Origin of the sequence: uncultured Arcanobacterium sp. (assembly GCF_947253055.1) — a bacterium.
Classification (GTDB): Bacteria; Actinomycetota; Actinomycetes; order Actinomycetales; family Actinomycetaceae; genus Arcanobacterium_A.
In genome coordinates this window covers 1-18,892 of record NZ_CAMXYE010000020.1, presented here as the reverse complement: position 1 = coordinate 18,892, position 18,892 = coordinate 1, and the positions used below count along the sequence as shown (strand labels likewise).

Genomic DNA, 18,892 nt, shown 5'->3' with positions numbered 1-18,892 from the left:
TAGAATAACGGTCTCGTGGGCTCGGAGATGTGTATAAGAGACAGGCGGCAAAGCCGAATAATGCAGCACCGGTAGGACCGGTTTACGGGGAGGAAAACTCTTGCTCAAATCACTAGCAGCGGCGTTCCGCACTCCAGATTTGCGGCGAAAGCTGCTCCTGACGATATTAATCATGGTGATTTATCGTTTCGGTACTTATATTCCCGCTCCTTTTGTTTCGTATGTAAATGTGACGAAATGTATTGATGAAGCCGGTAATGCCGATCTATTGACCATGATGAATATGTTTGCCGGGGGCGGTATGCTGAAGCTTTCCGTCTTCGCGCTCGGAATCATGCCTTATATTACGTCGTCTATTATTATGCAGCTAATGCGGGTGGTGATTCCGCGGCTGGAAGAGCTCCACAAAGAGGGGCAAACCGGCACCGCCAAAATTACTGAATATACTCGCTACCTCACAATCTTCTTAGCGGTATTGCAATCCTCAGTGATTGTATCCGTAGCCAATTCGGCTCTTTTCCCCGGTTGCTCGGTGCAACCAATTCCGAACGATTCTGTAATTCGCCGTTTAGCTACTATTTTAGTGATGACGGTAGGTACGGCCCTCGTAATGTGGCTGGCAGAAGTAATTACCGAACGGGGAGTAGGCAATGGAATGTCACTCCTTATCTTCACCGGTATTGCGGCTTCTTTCCCGACTTTGCTGGGGACTGTATCTAAATCGGCAGGTGGCTGGAGCTACGTAGCGCTGGTGGTGCTGATGTTCCTCGCAATTACTGCAGTAGTAGTATTCGTAGAACAATCCCAGCGCAAGATTCCGGTACAGTACGCGAAGCGGGTAGTAGGGCGTCGCACCTACGGAGGTACCTCCACCTACATTCCGTTGAAAATAAATATGTCGAACGTAATCCCCGTGATTTTCGCTTCTTCTATTCTTTCTTTGCCGCAAATGATAGCGCAATTCGGTGACCCCACCTCGGGCTGGGTACAGTGGCTACGCGCTAATTTCACCTGGACTTCTCCGGGGTACATGCTGGCGTATGTAGTACTGATTATTTTCTTTGCTTTCTTCTACACGTCGATCACTTTCAACCCTGAAGAAATAGCCGATAATATGAAGCGCTACGGAGGATTTATTCCGGGAATTCGCGCCGGGCAACCTACTGCTGATTATCTGCGCTACGTAATTAATCGTATTAACTGGGTAGGTGCTATCTACCTGGCAATCGTAGCTCTTATACCGCACGTAGTATTCGTACAGCTCGGTATTAAATCAGCCAGCTTCGGCGGTACTTCAATTATTATTCTGGTCGGTGTCGGCTTGCAGACGGTTAAAGATATCAACGCTCAGCTACAGCAGCGCCACTACGGAGGATTCTTACGATGAGTTTAAGATTATTATTGGTCGGCCCACCGGGAGCTGGAAAAGGTACGCAGGCAAAGACTATTGCGGAAAAATTTGGAATTGCCAATATCTCTACCGGAGCTATTTTCCGCTCGCATATTTCTCGTGGCACAGAATTAGGTAAGCAGGCTGCTGCCTATATTGAAGGCGGAAATTTGGTGCCGGATGAGCTCACTGACGCTTTAGTGCGCGCGCGCTTAGGTGAAGCAGATGCACAAGCTGGATTCTTGCTCGACGGTTATCCGCGTAACTTACATCAGGTGGACGCTCTCGATGGCATATTGCAAGATTTACACTTGCCTCTCTCGGTAGTAGCAGAGCTAGATATTCCAGATGAGGATATTGTGGGAAGATTGCTGCGCCGTGCTGAAATTGAAAAGCGAGCCGACGATACGGAAGAAGTAATTCGCCACCGGATAGCGGTATATCATAGCGAGACTAAGCCGGTCACGGCGGCCTATGCGGAGCGCGGTCTGCTGTTGCGGGTAGATGGTACCGGCACTATTGAGCAGGTAGCGCAGAATTTACAGCTAGCTCTCGCGCCTTTTGCTGAGAAGTAATTAAAATCGGCTAACTAAAATTGGCGAATTAAAACGCTAAATTCAAAAGAGCTAATTAAAAGAGATTGGCGATATAGGGGTATCGGTAATGCGGCGAGAAGCGGGTATTAAATACTGGAATAATACGGAGATTCTCGCTATTCGCCGAGCGGCTCTGGTCGTAGCTGATATCCATCAAGCATTGCGAGAGGCAATTCGCCCCGGCATTACAACTGGGGAATTAGACGATATTGCGCGGGAAGTTTTAGCGGCGCATGGAGCTAAATCTAATTTTTATGGATACTACGGCTATCCGCGCCAGACCTGTATATCGGTAAACGATACGGTAGTACACGGAATTCCGGGGGAGGAAGTGCTCCAGCCGGGTGATTTAGTTTCTTTAGATTGTGGAGCTGTATTAGCGGGTTGGCATGGAGATGCTTGCTTCACTACGGTACTTCCCGGCGGCGATCCGGCGGTGCGGCAGGCGCGGGAGCAGCTTTCTGCTGTTACGGAGGAAGCTCTTTGGTACGGTATAGCCGCTATGGCGCAGGAAAAATACGTAGGTGATATTGGCCGAGCCATAGATGACTATGTGATGGATATTTCTCCGGCCGAGCGCCCCGATATAGTGGAAAACTTTACTGGGCACGGCATTGGTACAGCTATGCATATGGAGCCTACTGTGCTCAATTACCGTACCCGTAGCCGGGGTGCTCGCTTACGCCCCGGTATGGTGCTGTGCATTGAACCAATTTTTACTGCAGGAAAACAAGCTAACTATACGCTGAGCGATGAGTGGACAGTAAAGACGCAAGATGGCTCAGATGCCTGCCACTGGGAGCATGAGGTAGCTTTACATGAGGGTGGAATCTGGGTACTCTCTGCTCCAGATGGGGGTGCGGCAGAGCTAGCTCGGTTTGGGATTATTCCGGCTCCGCTCTAATCTCGGGGAGATCGGCGCTTCGATATTTCCACACCCTAGGCTTTGGTCCTAGATGAGTATTTATTCGTGGGGTGAATTATTAGATTAAATCTCTAAATAAAGGGTTTTTGCGCTATTTATCAAGGTTTTCGTTACACTGGTAGAAGACAAGTGAACTGTATCTACGAGAAGATAGGAAAGAGCGTAATATGAAAACCTCATCTAAAAAAGCCGGAGCTGTAGCAGCAATCGCAGCGCTCACTATTACCGCTCCCGCGGCTATGGCAGATTCGGAAGTTCCCGTTGTAACTAATGAAAATGAGGGAAATACCCAGCAGACCGTGGATTCGGCAGCGGAATCGAAGCAAGAGCTAGATGCTGCTAAGCAGGACGCCGCTCGGGCGCAAGCTGATTTTGATGCAAAGAAGCAGGAAGAAGCAGAAGCTGCCAAAGCAGCCAAAGAGTTGCAAGATGAGGCGGATGCGGCGCAAGCTAAGGCAAAGAAGAGCGAATCTGCTGCTGTAGCTGCTTTGACGCAGGCGCAGGCAGATAGTAAGCAGAAAGCCACAGCAGCTGCGCAGAAAGAGGCAGATGCTCGTACTGCTTTGCAAAATGCACAGAAAGCCGAAGAGGCAGCTAGTGCGCAAGTTGATAAGGCGAGCCAAGCTAAGGAATCGGCAGCAAATGAGTTAGCTGCGAATCCAGCTGTAGATGAAGGGAAAATTACCCAGGCCAAAGAAGAAGTAGCTAAAGCAGAGCAGGCGAAAGCTGATGCAGATGCTGCTCAGAAGCAGGCGGCAGATAAACTAACGCAGCTGCAGAAGGATGCAGATGCGCAGGCGGCGGCGAGCACCCAAGCCGATAAGGATCTGCAAGCTGCCAAGCAAAGTCAAGATGCGGCGGATAAGGCTGTGCAAACCGCTCAGAAAAAGGTGGACGATCTGACCGCGCAGGTGGCACAGTTGGAAAGCAGCGCTGGAGCTGCATTGCAGCAGGCACAAGCTGAACTGAGTGAAGCGCAGCAGCAACTTGCCCAGGCTCAAGAAGCTGAGAAACAGGCGAAAGCAGACCTAGCTACTTTAAATGAGAAAGCTGCCGCGGCAAAGGCAGATTTAGAGCAGGCTAAGCAGGCGGAAGCGGCGGCGCGCGCCCAACTTGCCGAGCTGCAAAAGCAGCAGACAGAGGCGAAAAATAAGCTGGAAGCAGCTACTTCTAAGCGGGATGCTTTGCAGGCTAGTTTGCCGGCGGCCCGGGCTAAGAATGCAGAAGCTAAGCAAAAAGTACAAGCTGCTGATGCTGCATTAGCGGCAGCGCAGGAAGCTAAGAACGCAGCAGATGCTGCCGTCGCTGCGGCAGAGCAGCGCGTAGCGACTGCGAAAGCAGCTGTGGATAACGATACGAGCAAGGCAGATGCGCAAAAGCAGTGGGATCGCGGAGCTGAAGGCTTCTATGAGGCAATGGGGTCTCAAGAAGCTCTGGAAGTATTAACCAAGCCGCAGGGAGTTCACGCCGAATATAATCCTCAGAATTTTGGGAATGAGGATGCGCGTACCTTGGAGAATATGAAATTCTCTATCGAGCAAATACCGGCAATAAATGCTAAGCGGCAAAGTGATGGCGGTATTGACGGCCGGAAGCTTTCTTTGCTGCAAATTGACGATTATTCCATGGCGATAGCGCAAGCAAATGCCAATTACTCTTCTAAGATTTGGGGACACTCGGAAGTTTATAGCGACCACTATGAGAACCTGGCTGTTCGTGGAAATTATAATCCTTCTTACAGGATGACTTCGAAAGAAGCTTTACAGGGCTGGTGGGATGAAGAAAAAGTACTATTTGATAAGCTGCGCGCCCAAGGAGCAACTAGCCGGGTTCAGATGGAAGAAATGATTCAAAATGATCCGAATTTGGCAGGGAAAGCAGATGTAGGGCACTATACCAATCTGGTGGATGATTTGATGTGGGGAGATTCCCGCATGTCCGGGCTGAACGTGAAAGATAGCAAAGTTATTGGCTATGCAGCTCGTTCAGCTGAAATATATAAGGAATCATGGGTTAAAGCTCAATTTGTGCATTCGATGGTGCTGAGCTCTAATGTGAAGGGTAAAAGTTTCTCAGTTGAAGAATACACTGCCCGCTTCATGGCCTATTACAATGATTTACTTGCTAAAAAGACCAATGGTGACCCGCGTGTGCAGCAGGAATACGAGGCGGCACTAAAGGCTTTAGAAGCAGCTAAGGCGGAGCAAAGTACGGCGGCGGCCACTCTGGCTGCCCGGCAGAGCGAAAAGAATGCGGCAGATACTGCCGCAGCTACGGCTGCGCAAACTCTGCAAAAGAATGAAGAAGATTTGCAAGCGGCGGAAGCTGCTATTGTCACTGCCCAGGAGGTACAGACGCAGGCGGGTGCTGCCGTCCAGGCGCAAGAGTCTGTGGTTGCTGCGGCCAGCCAGGCGGTTACGGATAAACAAACCGCAAAGAATGCTGCTGATTCTGCTGCCGCTGCGGCACAAGAATCGGTAAATAAAGCGGCAGAAGCGGTACAAAGCAAGCAGGCTTTAGTAGCTGAAAAGACCAAGGCGGTAGAGAATATTGAAGGCGGCACTGCGTTGCGGAACGCCAAGGCAAATTTGGAGACTGCGAAAGCAGATTTAGCGCAGGCGCAGGCTAAGCAGCAGGATGCAATTGCTAAAGTAGAAGATGCCAAGGATAAGGCACAGAAAGCCGCCACCGCTAAGGAGCAGGCAGCCGTGGCAGTACAAGCTGCGCAAGCGGATGTAGAAGCTGCACAAGCTGCGGTAGAGCAGGCGGCCAGCCGGTTGCAAGCGGCCCAAGCTCAGTTGACGCCTTTGCAAGAAGCCCAGGCTAAGCACGAAAAGGCCTTGGCGGCTGTAGCAAGTGCAGATGAAGCCTTACAGAAGGCCCAAGCTCAGTTGCAGGCAGCAAAAGATGCTGTTTCGAAGCAAGAAGCGGCAGTTGCTGCTGCGCAGCAGGAAGCCCAAGCGGCGAAGGCGCGCGCGGAGTATCTAGCAGCGGTAGATTCTGCGGCAGCGCTGCAAAATGGGATGCCAACTGATAATGAGCACTTAAATGCCTACGCTTTGCCGGAGAAGTTCAATATCGTGCGCAGCGCGCAAGAAGCGGCTGCTAAGGCCGCAGAAGCTGCTCAGCAAGCACAAGAAAAACTGCAGACTAAGCAGGAAGAAGTGGCGACTGCGCAGCAACTCTTGAATCAGGCGCAAGCGGCATTGCAAAAAGCGCAGCAACACTACAATGAGTTGCATCCGGTAGATATCACGCTTTCTGCCACCCAGATACAGCAGGGAAGCACAATACTGTTTACTGCCAGCGGGTTCGATGCCGGTGAACAGGTAGATTTCCACGTGCGCTCTGAGGTTGTCTATGCTGGGCGAGTTGTGGTTGATGCGCAGGGCGTGGCACGTATTGCTTGGAAGGTTCCAGCCAATTTCGCGCTCGGAAAGCATACGGTGACTGCAACTGGAAAAGAAACTGGCCGAGCTACTAGTAAAGAATTTACGGTGATTGCTGCCGCGGCTAATGCTTCTGTGGCGGTAGCGCCGGTGAATTCCGCTGATCCGGCGGCGACTAAGCCACTTGCGCAAACTGGTTTCCTTGGATCTGGCCTGACTGGTGCGGCATTGATTGCGCTAGCTGGTGGAGCAATGCTGGCAAGGCGCGGCAAGCATCATGCGTGATAAGTAGCTGAGCAAAACTAGTGAACTGCTAGCTGCGGGGTCAGGCCAAGCCAGAAGTAATAGCGGCGGCGTCTGACCCCGCAACTGTTTAGTAAGGTGGATTCGGCTATTTGGCGTGATGAGATACACCTCTTTTCGCCTTTATTTTCCGGCATTTTTTCGGCTAGACTGGAGCATTGGCGCATCTGTATTTAGGCAGTTGTGCATGAGCGGTAGCATTAGCTGCAGTTCAGAGAAAAAGATAGGAAGTAAGCGGGAAATATGGCGAAAAAAGAAGGCGTCATCGAAGTAGAAGGCACAGTGCTGGAAGCACTGCCGAATGCGATGTTTCAGGTGGAGTTGGAGAACGGGCACGTGGTGCTCGCCCATATCTCCGGTAAGATGCGTCAGCACTACATCAAGATCCTTCCGGAAGATCGAGTGGTAGTAGAACTTACTCCTTACGATCTTAATCGTGGCCGCATTGTTTACCGATATAAGTAAATAGGCGGATTCTCGCAGAGTAAGATCCGTTGCCGGTCTTATCTGCAAAAGGAACGGCAGCAAAGGAAAGACACATATGAAGGTCAAACCAAGCGTGAAACGGATTTGTGATAGTTGCAAGATCGTGCGCCGCAAGGGCACGGTAATGGTAATTTGCACCAATCCGCGGCATAAGCAGCGTCAGGGATAACTGGCGTTTCGCTTAGGAGAAGCAGTAAGAAGCATTGCCGGCGAAATGCAACCCTTAGTCCGAAGGCTAGGGCTCGTGGTGAAAAGCGAGATGGCAGTGCTACACACCTTCGGGATAGAAAATAGGAGCCACATAATATGGCACGTTTAGCAGGCGTCGATTTACCTCGCGAAAAGCGAGTGGAGATTGCGCTCACTTATATTTACGGCATTGGGCGTTCCAGTTCTTTGAAAGCTCTGGGCGCTACCGGGGTGAATCCAGATACCCGCGTAAAGGATCTCACTGAAGAAGAGCTCGTAAAGCTCAAAGAATTTATCGATGAGAATTTCCGAGTAGAAGGCGATTTGCGCCGCGAAGTGCAGGCAAATATTCGCCGGAAAGTAGAAATCGGTTGTTACCAGGGCCTGCGGCATCGTCGGGGTCTTCCCGTACATGGGCAGCGTACAAAGACGAACGCGCGTACCCGCAAGGGGCCAAAGCGTACGGTTGCTGGTAAGAAGAAGGCTTAAGAGGAAATCCGGTATTCGGAAAATAGTTTCAGGAGATTATGTAAATGCCACCCAAGACTCAGACGCGCAAGCCGCGTCGCAATGTGCGCAAAAATATTACTATTGGTCAGGCTCATATTAAGTCGACCTTCAACAATACGATTGTGTCTATAACTGATCCGAATGGAGAAGTAATCGCTTCTTGCTCTGCCGGCATGGTGGGCTTTAAGGGTTCGCGTAAATCTACTCCGTATGCTGCGCAGCTCGCCGCAGAAAATGCAGCTCGCCGGGCTATGGATCACGGAGTTAAGAAAGTAGATGTATTCGTAAAAGGCCCCGGTTCTGGCCGGGAAACCGCGATTCGTTCTTTGACTGCTTCCGGCTTAGAAGTGACTTCGATATCTGATGTCACTCCACAAGCTCATAATGGATGCCGTCCTCCCAAGCGCCGTCGCGTTTGATATCCGGGGCTTTTTGCCCCTCCTCGGGCTTCTTGCCCATCCAACTGTTAGGCAGATGGAACACTAAGAGGCGTCATATAGCGGGCGCCTGTGAAAGGAAAAATAGTGATTATTGAACAGCGGCCTACGCTGACCGAAGATAAAACTTCCGAGATTCGTTCTCGTTTTACTCTGGAACCGCTAGAGCCTGGTTTCGGATATACGCTGGGTAATTCCCTGCGGCGGACTCTACTGAGCTCCATACCGGGAGCGGCAGTCACCTCGATTAATATCGACGGCGTATTGCATGAATTTTCCACTATTGAAGGCTGTAAAGAAGATGTAGCGGAAATTATCCTTAATATAAAAGAATTAGTGGTTACTTCCGAGCACGATGAGCCGGTTTCGATGTACTTGCGTAAGCAAGGGCCGGGGCAGGTGCTAGCTTCGGATATTACTCCGCCCGCGGGCGTAGAAATTCACAATCCAGATTTAGTGATTGCTACTCTTAATGAAAAAGGGAAACTGGAAATAGATCTCACTGTGGAGCGCGGGCGTGGATACGTATCGGCTGCTCAGAATAATTCTCCTGACTATGAGATTGGGCGAATTCCGGTAGATTCTATTTACTCTCCGGTAGTGCGCGTTTCTTATAAAGTAGAGGCTACTCGAGTAGGGCAGCGCACTGATTTCGATCGGTTGATCGTAGATGTGGAAACCAAGCCTTCTATGGCGCCGCGGGATGCTTTCGCTTCTGCCGGCAAGACTTTGGTAGAGCTCTTTGGCCTGTGCACCGAGCTCAACGAAGAAGTAGAAGGCCTAGAGCTGAAAGAACCGCCCGTGCCGGAGCAGCAGTCTTCGGATTTGCAGCGGCCGATTACGATTCTGAATCTGCCAGCTCGTTCGCAGAACTGCTTACAGCGCGAAGGAATTCACACCATCGGCGAGCTAGTGATGCGCTCGGAGGCGGATCTACTAGATATCCGTAATTTTGGTGCTAAATCTATCGAAGATGTGAAAGAGGAACTGGAGAAGATGGATTTACATCTGCGGGATACTCCCGGACCTTTCGTTTCCAATTTTGCTGATGACAGCTATTCCATGACTTTTAGTGACGACGTGCAGTAAAACGCACTTAAAATTTTTAGGAGATATAAATGCCTAAGCCCACCAAGGGACCGCGTCTGGGAGGATCACCAGCGCATGAGCGCCTCATCATTGCCAATCTGTGCAAGGAGCTCATTTACAACGGATCTATTAAAACCACAGAAGCGAAAGCAAAGCGGGTGCGCCCTCATATTGAAAAGCTGATTACGAAGGCGAAGAAAGGGGATACCCACAATCGTCGTTTAGCTTTGAAAGTGCTGCGCGACCGGGAAGCTGCTTATATTCTTTTTGAAGAGTTAGCTCCGAAGTTTGCCAATCGCGATGGTGGCTACACCCGTACTATTAAATTGCCGAATCGGAAAGGTGATAATGCTCCTTTAGCCGAAATCTCTTTGGTACTAGATGAGATTGCGGATAAGAAAGAAGCAAAGAAAGCGGCGCCGGCTGAGCCGGAGGCAGTGGAAGCTACTGAAGCTGTAGAAGCTGCTGAAGAAGCGGCGGAAGAAGCGGCGGAAGAAGCGGCGGAAGTCTTAGAAGAAGTAGAAGCAGTAGCGGAAGAAGTGGAAGCTGAGAAGGCCGAAGCTGAAGCTGAAGCCGAAGCCGAAGCCGAAGCCGAAGACGAAGACGAAGACGCCGATGCGGAAAAATAATTAAACCCTAAAATTTTAGGCGGGGAATCCTCAGTGTTTCCCCGCCTTTAATTTACCTATTTTGACCGAATTCTGAGAGTGTGGAAAGCTAAATCTATGGGAGAAGAGAGCAGCGCGAAAATGCGGATTCGCTTGCAGATTAGCTATCAGGGGCGGCAATTTCACGGTTGGGCCTGCCAGCCGGGGCTTCGTACTGTGCAAGGGGAAATCGAGAAAGTCTTGAGCACAATACTGCGAATTCCTATTTCGCTCACAGTAGCTGGGCGTACCGATGCGGGAGTGCATGCGGCTGGGCAAGTAGCACATTTCGATGTCCCCGCTACACTCTGGGAGCAGTTACCGGGGAGAGCTAATTACTTGCCCGAAGATGTGCTGCTCCGGCGTGCTAATTCCCTGCTGACGCGGGCATATTGGGAATATTGCCGGGGCGAGGAAAATGCGGAATTGGAGGCTGTGCCGTCAGAGGCAGCTGTAGCAGAGGCAGCTGTAGCGTCAACGCCGGCAGCCGGGGCAGCGCCAGCAGCAACAGGGCTAAATTTACCTATTCGTGGCTACAGTGATGTGGTGATTACACGGGTAGAAAAAGTGCCGGCTGATTTCGATGCGCGGTTTTCGGCGCTGTGGCGTAAATACGTGTATTTAATTGCCGACGGAGTAGAGCATTGGAATCCGGCGCGGCTAGATGTGCTCTGGATACCAGAAGAACTCGATATAGAGCGGATGAATCGGGCGGCGCTTCCGTTGCTCGGAGAGCACGATTTTACTTCTTTTTGCCGGCCCCGCCCGGGAGCTTCCAGCGTGCGCACTTTACTAAAATTGCAGTTTTCTCGGCAAGAAAGTGGAATTTTAGCTGCCCAAGTGCAGGCTGATGCTTTTTGCCACTCGCAGGTGCGGATGCTGGTAGGAGCGTTAATAGAAGTAGGTAGAGGCCGGCGGGCAGAAAATTGGCCAGCGGAATCTTTGCGGGCCCAGGAGCGCAACGGCGAAACGGTATGTGCGCCGGCACATGGATTGACTTTGGCGGAAGTGGGCTATCCGCCGTCTTCTGAATATGCGGCGCAAGCACAGCGCGCGCGGCGCTATCGGGGAGATTAGCGGCCTTCGGAGAGGTGAAGCTGTTTTAGCATGAAACCTCTCACAGCCTTCTTAGTTTCTTTGACGGGTGGAAGCGGAAAAGATAGAGTTATATATCGTTGTGTATGTTTGTGGATAATTTCCCACTCGTCCCAAATTAAGCGCAGCAGTTAATCTTGACCATCGGGCAGATATACTTTTACAGACTCTGCCCACAGACTTAAGAAACGAAGGCTACGATAGTGCGTACGTATACACCGAAGCCCGGCGATATTGAACATAAGTGGTACATTGTTGATGCTACTGACGTCGTCCTGGGCCGTTTGGCAGCTCAAGTTGCCCCTCTGCTCCGTGGGAAGCATAAGCCGACATTTGCTCCCCATGCGGATCTTGGCGATTTCGTCATCATTATTAACGCAGATAAGGTGGCTCTGACTGGTTCTAAGCGCGAGCAGAAAAAGGCTTATCATCACTCGGGATACCCGGGTGGGCTAAAGGCTACTTCATACGCGGAATTATTGGCAGAGAATCCGGAGAAAGCAGTAATAAAAGCAGTCGCCGGGATGCTGCCGAAGAATAGATTAGGGCGCAGCCAGATTTCTCGGCTTAAGGTATATCGAGGAGCTGAGCATCCGCATCAAGCTCAGCAGCCGGTTCCTTTCGAACTGACCAAGATTGCCCAGTAATTATTTTGGAGTCCTCAACGGCTTCGAAAACAACCGTTTAGATTTTAAGGAGTACCGTGGCTGACACCACCGTAGAAACTGAAGAGCTGGAAGAGAATCTCAGCTCATACACCAGCGAGAGCGAAGCTCCGCAGACTGGTCAGGGAGTTTCTCTGACTGCTCCCGGGCAAGGATTAGGGCGGCGCAAGAGCGCAGTAGCTCGCGTCCGTTTAGTTCCGGGCACGGGAAATTGGACCATTAATGGTCGTACCCTGGAAGATTATTTCCCCAATAAGCTGCACCAGCAGCTCATTAATTCTCCTTTCGTACTGCTCGATTTAGTCGGTCGCTTCGACGTAATCGCGCGTATCAATGGAGGTGGCCCCTCCGGGCAAGCCGGCGCGGTGCGTCTGGGAATTGCTCGGGCCCTGAACGAAATTGATCGGGAAGCGAATCGTTCGGCATTGAAGAAAGCCGGATTCCTCACTCGCGATTCCCGCGCCGTGGAGCGCAAGAAGGCTGGTTTAAAGAAAGCCCGCAAGGCTTCCCAGTTCTCCAAGCGTTAAACGACACTTTTTATTGGGGAGGAGCTGTTGCTCCTCCCCAATTTTTTTATTCGGGTGGAGAATTTTCCAAAAAACGTTGGGGCACGGAAAAATTCGCCCTCACTTCCGGCGCTGCCCAAATTTTCTAAGTAGCCAGCTTTTGAAAATCCCTCCTAATAAGCAAATGTGCCTTATTGGGCTGTGTCGCGCCCAGAAAAAGCCCAGAAGTGGAATAATAGTGACGTTGAGTGCGCAAGTGTGCTTATAAATTATGCCTAGAGCTACCTGCCTATAAAGGAGAAATAATGGCACGTTTATTTGGAACTGACGGAGTACGGGGATTAGCTAATAAGGATTTAACTGCAGATTTTGCTTTACAGTTAGGTGCAGCTGCTGCCCGGGTCTTGGCGGGGCACAGTTCTGGCGGCCGCCGCCGCGCAGTTATCGGGCGCGATACCCGGCAGTCTTCGGCTATGCTTTCTAACGCTATGGCGGCTGGATTGTCGAGTGCGGGAATAGATGTGGAGCATGTGAATGAGATTCCCACTCCCGGCGTCGCCTATCTTACTTGCGAGCAAGATTATGATCTGGGAGTAGTGATTTCTGCTTCGCATAATCCTATGCAAGATAACGGCATTAAGTTCATTAATGGCGACGGTTTCAAACTTGACGATGCGATTGAAGATGAAATTGAAAAAGCGTTGTCCACGGATTGGGAACATCCGATTGGGGAAGCCGTAGGGCACGTAGCTGAAAATGTATTAGTTTCTGACCGCTACTATATGGATCACCTGATTCGTTGTGGTACGCCGCTGCACGGGCTGCGTATTGCTTTGGATTGCGCTAACGGAGCCGCGTCTGATGTGGCTCCGCGCGTATTCCAGAAATTGGGAGCAGATGTAGTGGTCATCAATGCGGCTCCCGATGGGAAGAATATTAACGATAACTGCGGCTCTACTCATCCAGAGCAGTTGCAGGCATTGACTGTAGCCACGCATGCTGATTTTGGCTTCGCTTTTGACGGAGATGCTGATCGCTGTCTAGCTGTGGATAAGAATGGCGTATTAGTTGATGGCGACCAAATCATGGGTATGCTGGCAGTTACGATGAAAGAAGAGGGCCGGTTAAAGCGCAATACTCTGGTATTGACGGTGATGTCGAATCTTGGACTGCATCTGGCGATGAAAGATAAAGGAATTAAGACGGTATCCACTAAAGTGGGAGATCGTTACGTGTTGGAAGAGATGCTGGCAAAAGGCTACAACCTCGGGGGCGAGCAGTCCGGGCATATCATTAATCTCGATCATGCCACCACGGGTGACGGCACTCTTACTGCGGTATTAGTAGCTTCGCAAATTGCTCAGCATGGCCAGTCTTTGCATGAGATGGTGGAGTTTGTGAAGAAATTGCCGCAGAGTTTGGTGAATGTGCCTAATGTAGATAAGACGCGGGTATCAGAGCTGGCGAAAGAAGTGGCAGAGGTGGAAAGTGATCTCGGGCAGACTGGGCGCGTACTCTTGCGCGCTTCCGGCACCGAACCCTTGGTGCGGGTAATGGTGGAAGCGGAGACGCAGGAGAAATCTGATGCAGCTGCTGCCTACTTGGCCGGGGTTGTAAAAGAGAAAATTTCCCTCTAGAGTTTGCGCAGCAATACTTCTTCTACGGAGTGATTTGCCCCTTTGCGCAGAATAACCGTAGCCCTGGAACGGGTGGGTGCTATATTTTCGCGCAGATTTGGCAGATTTATAGTGCGCCACACGTCCCGTGCCATTTGGGAAGCCTCTTGCGGGGTGAGATGCGTGAAATTAGTGAAGAAAGATTCTTCGTTATGGAGTGCGTCTTCCCAAAGCTGGTGGAAACGGCTCATATACCAATCTTCTAAGGCGGTTTCATCAGCATCTATATAGATAGAGAAATCAAAATAATCAGAAACAGCGCGAAAATCAGCTGAATCTGCTTTATATTTGGGAGGTTGTAATACGTTCAGCCCTTCGATAATGAGAATATCTGGCCTATTTATTTTCAGGGTTTGCCCGGGCAGAATATCGTAGGTCACATGGTCGTAGATAGGAACTTCCAGATTTTCCTTTCCGGCTTTTACATCTGCTAAAAAGTTCAGCAGGGAGGGAAAATCATAGGACTCGGGAAATCCTTTTCGGTTGAGCAGGCCGCGCTTTTCTAAATAGCTATTTGGATAGATAAATCCATCGGTAGGCACTAGATCTACGTTCGGCGTATCTGGCCAGCGGCTCATTAAGGCCTGGAGTAGGCGCGCCGTAGTGGATTTCCCTACTGCTACTGAACCAGCTATCCCGATTATCCAGGGAGTATGAGGAGAATGCACATTTAGAAAATCGTCAGTTTCTGCGAGCAGAGAGCGGTTATTGCGGGCATAGCGCTGCATAAGTGCAGAAAGCGGGCGATAGATAGCATCCGCTTCTGCAATTGTGATGGGATCTCCGATAGAGGCAAGTTTTTTTACTTCTGCTGCGGTGATAGGCATCTCCGTAGAAGTAGCTAAAGAGCGCCAATGTTGGCTAGAAATACGCATAAATGGAGCGAATTCTTGTGAAAGATTAGGCATAATTTTCCTCAATTTTGGGCGTGGCGCGGAGCTATCCTGCTACTTTTTATCTCTACCTCGTAGTTTAACTTGCTAGAAAAAAAGGAGCGAACTGGGAGGAGACGCGCAGTAGGATATTCTATAGAGGAAGAAAGTAAAAAAGAAAGTAATGAAATGCAGTGCAGTTACTCTACTTCGCAGGTGCGAGCCGCTGAAGCTCCACTTTTAGCTAAGGGGCGCCCGCTTATGCAGGAAGCTGCTTATATTGCTGCCCAGCACGTAATTCGGCACTGTAAAAAAGCTAATCTCGCGCTCGCGTTGCAATCTGTACTAGTTTTGGCGGGGAAAGGAAATAACGGGGGCGATGCGCTCTATGCCGGTGCCTACTTAGCGCGGCGTGGAATGCCGGTAGCGGCCGTAGTAGTGGCACCCGCTCATCAGGAGGCAAGCGCGGCGGCGCGGCGTGCTGGAGTGCAAATACTGGAAAATCCTTCTGCGGCGCAGTTGAAAAAAATGGCGCAACGAGCCGAAATTTGGATAGATGGTTTGCTGGGGATTGGGGTACAAGGAGCTCCGCGCCCTCCTCTTGCAGATTGGCTAGAAATTCTGAACGCGGAGCGAAGAGATTTAGTTTCTAAGACGCCCCCTTATATTGTGGCAATAGATATTCCCTCTGGAATTGATGCCGATACGGGGGAGATACCTGGTCAATATCTACCAGCTGCCGCTACCATCGCTATGGGGTGCTTAAAGCCAGGATTATTGCTGCCGCCAGCTGCGCATTATGCCGGAGAAATAGAAATTGCTGATTTAGGTTTCGCCCCCTATTTGGCGGGCGCACCGGCGGTAATACAGTTTGAAAAAACAGATAGGAAGCGATTCTTTTCCGCGCCGAGTATTGCCGATAATAAATATACGCGTGGAGTAGTGGGTATTTATGCGGGGTCGCGGCAATATCCAGGGGCAGGAGTGCTTTGCACCCAAGGTGCACAAGCAGTGGGTGCCGGTATGGTGCGTTACTTAGGGGAGAGCCCTCTGGTGGCGAGTGCTTGCCCAGAAGTGGTGCCGGTAGCTGGAAAAATAGATGCCGCAGTGATTGGCAGTGGAATAGTGGAAATTGCTCCGCTGCAAGAAGTCTTTTTCGAGCTGTGCACCCGCGGAATCCCAATAGTTTTAGATGCGGGTGGTCTGCAATTATTGGCAGAGAGAGACGGCTGGCCGGATGACGTGGCTACCCCAATTATTTTGACTCCGCACACCGGTGAGCTGTGCCGGCTGCTGCGTGCCTATGGGGAAAACATAAGTGGGGAGGATATTTTGGCGCAGCCTCGGAAGTGGGCACAGCAAGCAGCGCTGTATACCAAGGCAGTAGTAGTATTAAAAGGAGCAATAACCGTAATAGCGAGTCCGAGCGGATACCTAGCGGCGCAGGGAAATTCCTCTGGCTGGTTGGCGACTGCTGGCTCTGGCGATGTGCTGGCGGGAATATTAGGAGGAATACTAGGGCAATTAGCGGCTCGGCAGCGCGTGGTAGAGCAGCACCGAATAGCAGCGCAACACCGAATAGAGGGGGCACGCGCGCAAGAGAGCGCGCTGAATTTTTCCGAGCAACTCTTAGTAGAAGCAGCTGCGGCGGCGGTATATCTACACTCCACCGCGGGAAAAATAGCCGCCGAGCAGCTAGAGCTAGATAAAGAAGTAAAATTGGCAGGGCGATATCAGCCACACCACTTAGCTAAATCAGGCAAACCTATAAAAGCCAGCGATATTATCGGTGCTGTGCCTTTTGCACTAGCAGATTCGCCGAAAGGAAGGATTTATTAATGCCAGATTCAAGCATTCAAGATGGTTATTATCCTTCGCGCGCGCTCATCTCTCGCTCAGCGTTTTTACATAATTTGCAGCGAGCTCGGGATTTAGCAGGGGATACCGAGATTCTTGCGATTGTGAAAGCAGATGCCTATGGGCACGGGAAAGAGGAAATCAGCCGGTGGGCCTTAGATGCGGGAGTTAATTGGTTAGGTGTAGCGCAGCTAGGTGAAGCTATTCAACTGCGCAAGACCTTGCAGCAGCGCGGGAGAATGCTGGCTTTAATTGCCGAACCAGGTTCACCTTTTGCCGAAGCGCTCACTCTCGGTATTGATCTTTCGGTAGGTGCGCAGTGGACCTTAGATGAAATAATAGCGGCGGCGGAGAAGCTCAATATAGCGGCACGGGTGCATATAGAAGTAGATACCGGCATGGCGCGGAGTGGATTCTTGCTCGAGGAATTCCGGCAAGTAGTGCCAAAACTAGTAGAGTACCGGCGGCGTGGTCTGCTGGAAATGGTGGGGCTGTGGTCGCATTTAGCTCGCGCAGATGAACTTTCTTCTCCCACTACCGACCAGCAGGTAGCTATTTTTGAAGAAGCTCGCCAAGTTTTGGAATCTGCCGGTCTAGAAGTGCAATTTTGCCACTTAGCTGCTTCAGCTGGTTTACTTTGGCATCCGGAAACGCGATACTCGATGGTGCGGCTCGGGGCTATGCTCTACGGATTGAGTCCAAATCCTGAATTGGCTACAGCGGAAGAGCTCGATTTACGTCCGGTAATGCAGCTAGAGGCAGATATTGTATCCACACGCGATGTGCCAGCCGGTACCGGCATTAGCTACGGGCACACCGTCACTCTCGAGAAAGCGACTCACTTAGGTACGGTGCCACTTGGATATGCAGACGGAGTGCCTCGTCATGCCTCTAATAGTGCGAGTGTGGTGATTAATGGACAGGATTGCCCGATTCTGGGGCGAATTTGTATGGATCAGTTCGTCGTAGATGCTCCCGGAGTGCAGCCCGGAGATATTGCAGTGCTTTTCGGTGATTCGGCAAAAGGATATGCGACTGCGGACGATTGGGCAGCTGATTCCGGCACTATTGGATATGAAATTATTTGCCGTTTAGGAGCCCGTATTCCTCGCCAGTATGTGGAATGACGAGTGCGGAGTAGATATTCAGCGTTCGAGTTGGATAATAGGCGGTTTGAGAAGGAGAAATAGAAATGCAGCTTGCTTTACACGTGCCGCTTGCAGAAGATATACAGGCAGTTGGTGCCGTCCTCGGGAGTAATGCGCAGGGTGGAGATTTTATAATGCTAAATGGCCCGCTAGGTGCGGGAAAGACCACCCTTACGCAGGGGATTGCGCGCGGTATGGGAGTGCGTACGAGCGTATCTTCTCCTACTTTCGTAATTGCCCAGATTTATCGCGGCAGTAATTTAGATTTAGTGCATGTAGATGCCTACCGGCTCACTTCCTTAGAAGAGCTCGACGCACTGGATTTAGATACCACTTTCGATACGGCGTTGACGGTGGTGGAGTGGGGAAAGGGAAAAACCGAAGTGCTTTCCACCGATCGCTTAGAGATTCAAATTTCCCGCCCGGAAGGTAGTGATTTGGGTGCAGAGCCTGCTGATCTCTACGGTGATGCGCCGCGGGAACTCTTGCTTACTTCTTATGGCGCGCGTAGCACGGAACTAGTAGAGATTATTGCGCAAGCTGCAGAATTGCAAAAATTACAGCTCCCTCCGGCTACTACAGTAGAGTAAAGTACACGGAGAATAAAGCGGCGCTAGAAGCGGAGTAGAGAGATATGCGGGTGAAAAAAATAGGGCGTGTACTGGGGATACTGTGCCTCAGTTTGCTCTCTGCCTGTGCTACTCCTTCAACTAGTTCATCGGTAGATACACAGGTAGCTGCTTCTTCAGGTAGCGCAGCAGCATCTGACCTGCGCCAGGTTGCACCGCGTATTAACAATGAATCTGAGCCGATTTCTGAATTTGATCAGTGGTTAGCGCAGCGCGGGCCGGCAATACTGCAATCTTTCGCTCCGGAAGTTTTTCCGGACTTTACAGCTGCACAAGTGCGAAATTTTCAGATTGGTAATTCGGTGCCGGTAGCTACGGTGCCGCAGCTGAAAGATGGTAAACCGACCGCCAAAATTTTGCCCGGACGGATAGCGCCGCTATTTTGGGAAGGCAAAGCTATCGGTGCTTTATATGTGGAATTGGACGGGAAAGAAGCTGTCTCTTATACACATCTCCGAGCCCACGAGACCGTTATTCTAATCT

The 18,892-nt window shown here is 50.8% G+C and carries 19 protein-coding genes; 18 read left to right on the top strand and 1 reads right to left on the bottom strand.

The features are described 5' to 3' along the window. The first annotated feature begins 100 nt into the window (after positions 1–100). The 14 genes from secY to glmM all read left to right on the top strand — a co-directional run bounded on the left by secY (position 101) and on the right by glmM (position 13,864). Complete coding sequence (gene secY / locus Q0X35_RS02410) at positions 101–1,387, top strand: preprotein translocase subunit SecY (RefSeq protein WP_297564956.1); 1,287 nt, start codon at positions 101–103, stop codon at positions 1,385–1,387. Further along, positions 1,384–1,965: an adenylate kinase gene (locus Q0X35_RS02405; protein WP_297564954.1), complete on the top strand. Its 582-nt coding sequence runs from the start codon at positions 1,384–1,386 to the stop codon at positions 1,963–1,965. The genes secY and Q0X35_RS02405 overlap by 4 nt, the downstream gene beginning before the upstream one ends. 88 nt (positions 1,966–2,053) lie before the next feature. Continuing rightward, positions 2,054–2,890 (top strand): type I methionyl aminopeptidase, encoded by an 837-nt coding sequence (map, locus tag Q0X35_RS02400; RefSeq protein WP_297564953.1) that lies wholly within the window; start codon positions 2,054–2,056, stop codon positions 2,888–2,890. A 188-nt stretch (positions 2,891–3,078) separates the two neighbouring features. Further along, on the top strand, positions 3,079–6,585 hold the full coding sequence (locus tag Q0X35_RS02395) for a hypothetical protein (RefSeq protein ID WP_297564952.1): 3,507 nt from the start codon (positions 3,079–3,081) through the stop codon (positions 6,583–6,585). Between the two features lie 261 nt (positions 6,586–6,846). Then, positions 6,847–7,068, top strand: a complete 222-nt coding sequence (infA, locus tag Q0X35_RS02390; RefSeq protein WP_073996056.1) for a translation initiation factor IF-1 — start codon at positions 6,847–6,849, stop codon at positions 7,066–7,068. A gap of 76 nt (positions 7,069–7,144) precedes the next feature. After that, entirely contained in the window at positions 7,145–7,258 is a 114-nt protein-coding gene (gene rpmJ / locus Q0X35_RS02385; RefSeq protein ID WP_073996057.1) for a 50S ribosomal protein L36, read from the top strand. A gap of 137 nt (positions 7,259–7,395) precedes the next feature. Continuing rightward, complete coding sequence (rpsM, locus tag Q0X35_RS02380) at positions 7,396–7,767, top strand: 30S ribosomal protein S13 (RefSeq protein WP_297564951.1); 372 nt, start codon at positions 7,396–7,398, stop codon at positions 7,765–7,767. Between the two features lie 44 nt (positions 7,768–7,811). After that, positions 7,812–8,207: a 30S ribosomal protein S11 gene (rpsK, locus tag Q0X35_RS02375; protein WP_297564949.1), complete on the top strand. Its 396-nt coding sequence runs from the start codon at positions 7,812–7,814 to the stop codon at positions 8,205–8,207. A gap of 105 nt (positions 8,208–8,312) precedes the next feature. Beyond that, the gene (locus tag Q0X35_RS02370; protein WP_297564946.1) at positions 8,313–9,314 is read left to right on the top strand and encodes a DNA-directed RNA polymerase subunit alpha; all 1,002 of its coding nucleotides are present in this window, start codon (positions 8,313–8,315) and stop codon (positions 9,312–9,314) included. A gap of 29 nt (positions 9,315–9,343) precedes the next feature. Next, positions 9,344–9,943, top strand: coding sequence for a 50S ribosomal protein L17 (gene rplQ, locus Q0X35_RS02365; RefSeq protein ID WP_297564945.1), 600 nt, complete (start codon positions 9,344–9,346; stop codon positions 9,941–9,943). Between the two features lie 96 nt (positions 9,944–10,039). Continuing rightward, the gene (locus tag Q0X35_RS02360) at positions 10,040–11,038 is read left to right on the top strand and encodes a tRNA pseudouridine(38-40) synthase TruA (RefSeq protein WP_297564943.1); all 999 of its coding nucleotides are present in this window, start codon (positions 10,040–10,042) and stop codon (positions 11,036–11,038) included. A gap of 221 nt (positions 11,039–11,259) precedes the next feature. Beyond that, positions 11,260–11,703 carry a 50S ribosomal protein L13 gene (rplM, locus tag Q0X35_RS02355; protein WP_297564941.1) on the top strand — a complete coding sequence of 148 codons (444 nt, stop codon included), beginning with the start codon at positions 11,260–11,262 and terminating at the stop codon, positions 11,701–11,703. Between the two features lie 56 nt (positions 11,704–11,759). After that, positions 11,760–12,248 (top strand): 30S ribosomal protein S9, encoded by a 489-nt coding sequence (gene rpsI / locus Q0X35_RS02350; protein ID WP_297564939.1) that lies wholly within the window; start codon positions 11,760–11,762, stop codon positions 12,246–12,248. Between the two features lie 284 nt (positions 12,249–12,532). Continuing rightward, the gene (gene glmM, locus Q0X35_RS02345) at positions 12,533–13,864 is read left to right on the top strand and encodes a phosphoglucosamine mutase (RefSeq protein ID WP_297564938.1); all 1,332 of its coding nucleotides are present in this window, start codon (positions 12,533–12,535) and stop codon (positions 13,862–13,864) included. On the opposite strand, the gene coaA is transcribed toward glmM, so the two are convergent. Then, a complete protein-coding gene (gene coaA / locus Q0X35_RS02340) occupies positions 13,861–14,811 on the bottom strand; it encodes a type I pantothenate kinase (protein WP_297564937.1) in 951 nt (316 codons plus the stop codon). The genes glmM and coaA overlap by 4 nt on opposite strands. A gap of 153 nt (positions 14,812–14,964) precedes the next feature. On the opposite strand from coaA, the gene Q0X35_RS02335 reads away from it, so the two are divergent. The 4 genes from Q0X35_RS02335 to Q0X35_RS02320 all read left to right on the top strand — a co-directional run. Next, positions 14,965–16,614 carry an NAD(P)H-hydrate epimerase gene (locus Q0X35_RS02335; protein WP_297564936.1) on the top strand — a complete coding sequence of 550 codons (1,650 nt, stop codon included), beginning with the start codon at positions 14,965–14,967 and terminating at the stop codon, positions 16,612–16,614. Continuing rightward, positions 16,614–17,759, top strand: a complete 1,146-nt coding sequence (gene alr / locus Q0X35_RS02330) for an alanine racemase (RefSeq protein ID WP_297564935.1) — start codon at positions 16,614–16,616, stop codon at positions 17,757–17,759. The genes Q0X35_RS02335 and alr overlap by 1 nt, the downstream gene beginning before the upstream one ends. A 65-nt stretch (positions 17,760–17,824) precedes the next feature. Then, the gene (gene tsaE / locus Q0X35_RS02325; protein ID WP_297564934.1) at positions 17,825–18,370 is read left to right on the top strand and encodes a tRNA (adenosine(37)-N6)-threonylcarbamoyltransferase complex ATPase subunit type 1 TsaE; all 546 of its coding nucleotides are present in this window, start codon (positions 17,825–17,827) and stop codon (positions 18,368–18,370) included. Between the two features lie 50 nt (positions 18,371–18,420). Then, positions 18,421–18,892, top strand: a 472-nt coding sequence (locus tag Q0X35_RS02320; RefSeq protein ID WP_297564933.1) for a hypothetical protein, incomplete at its 3' end; no start/stop codon positions are given.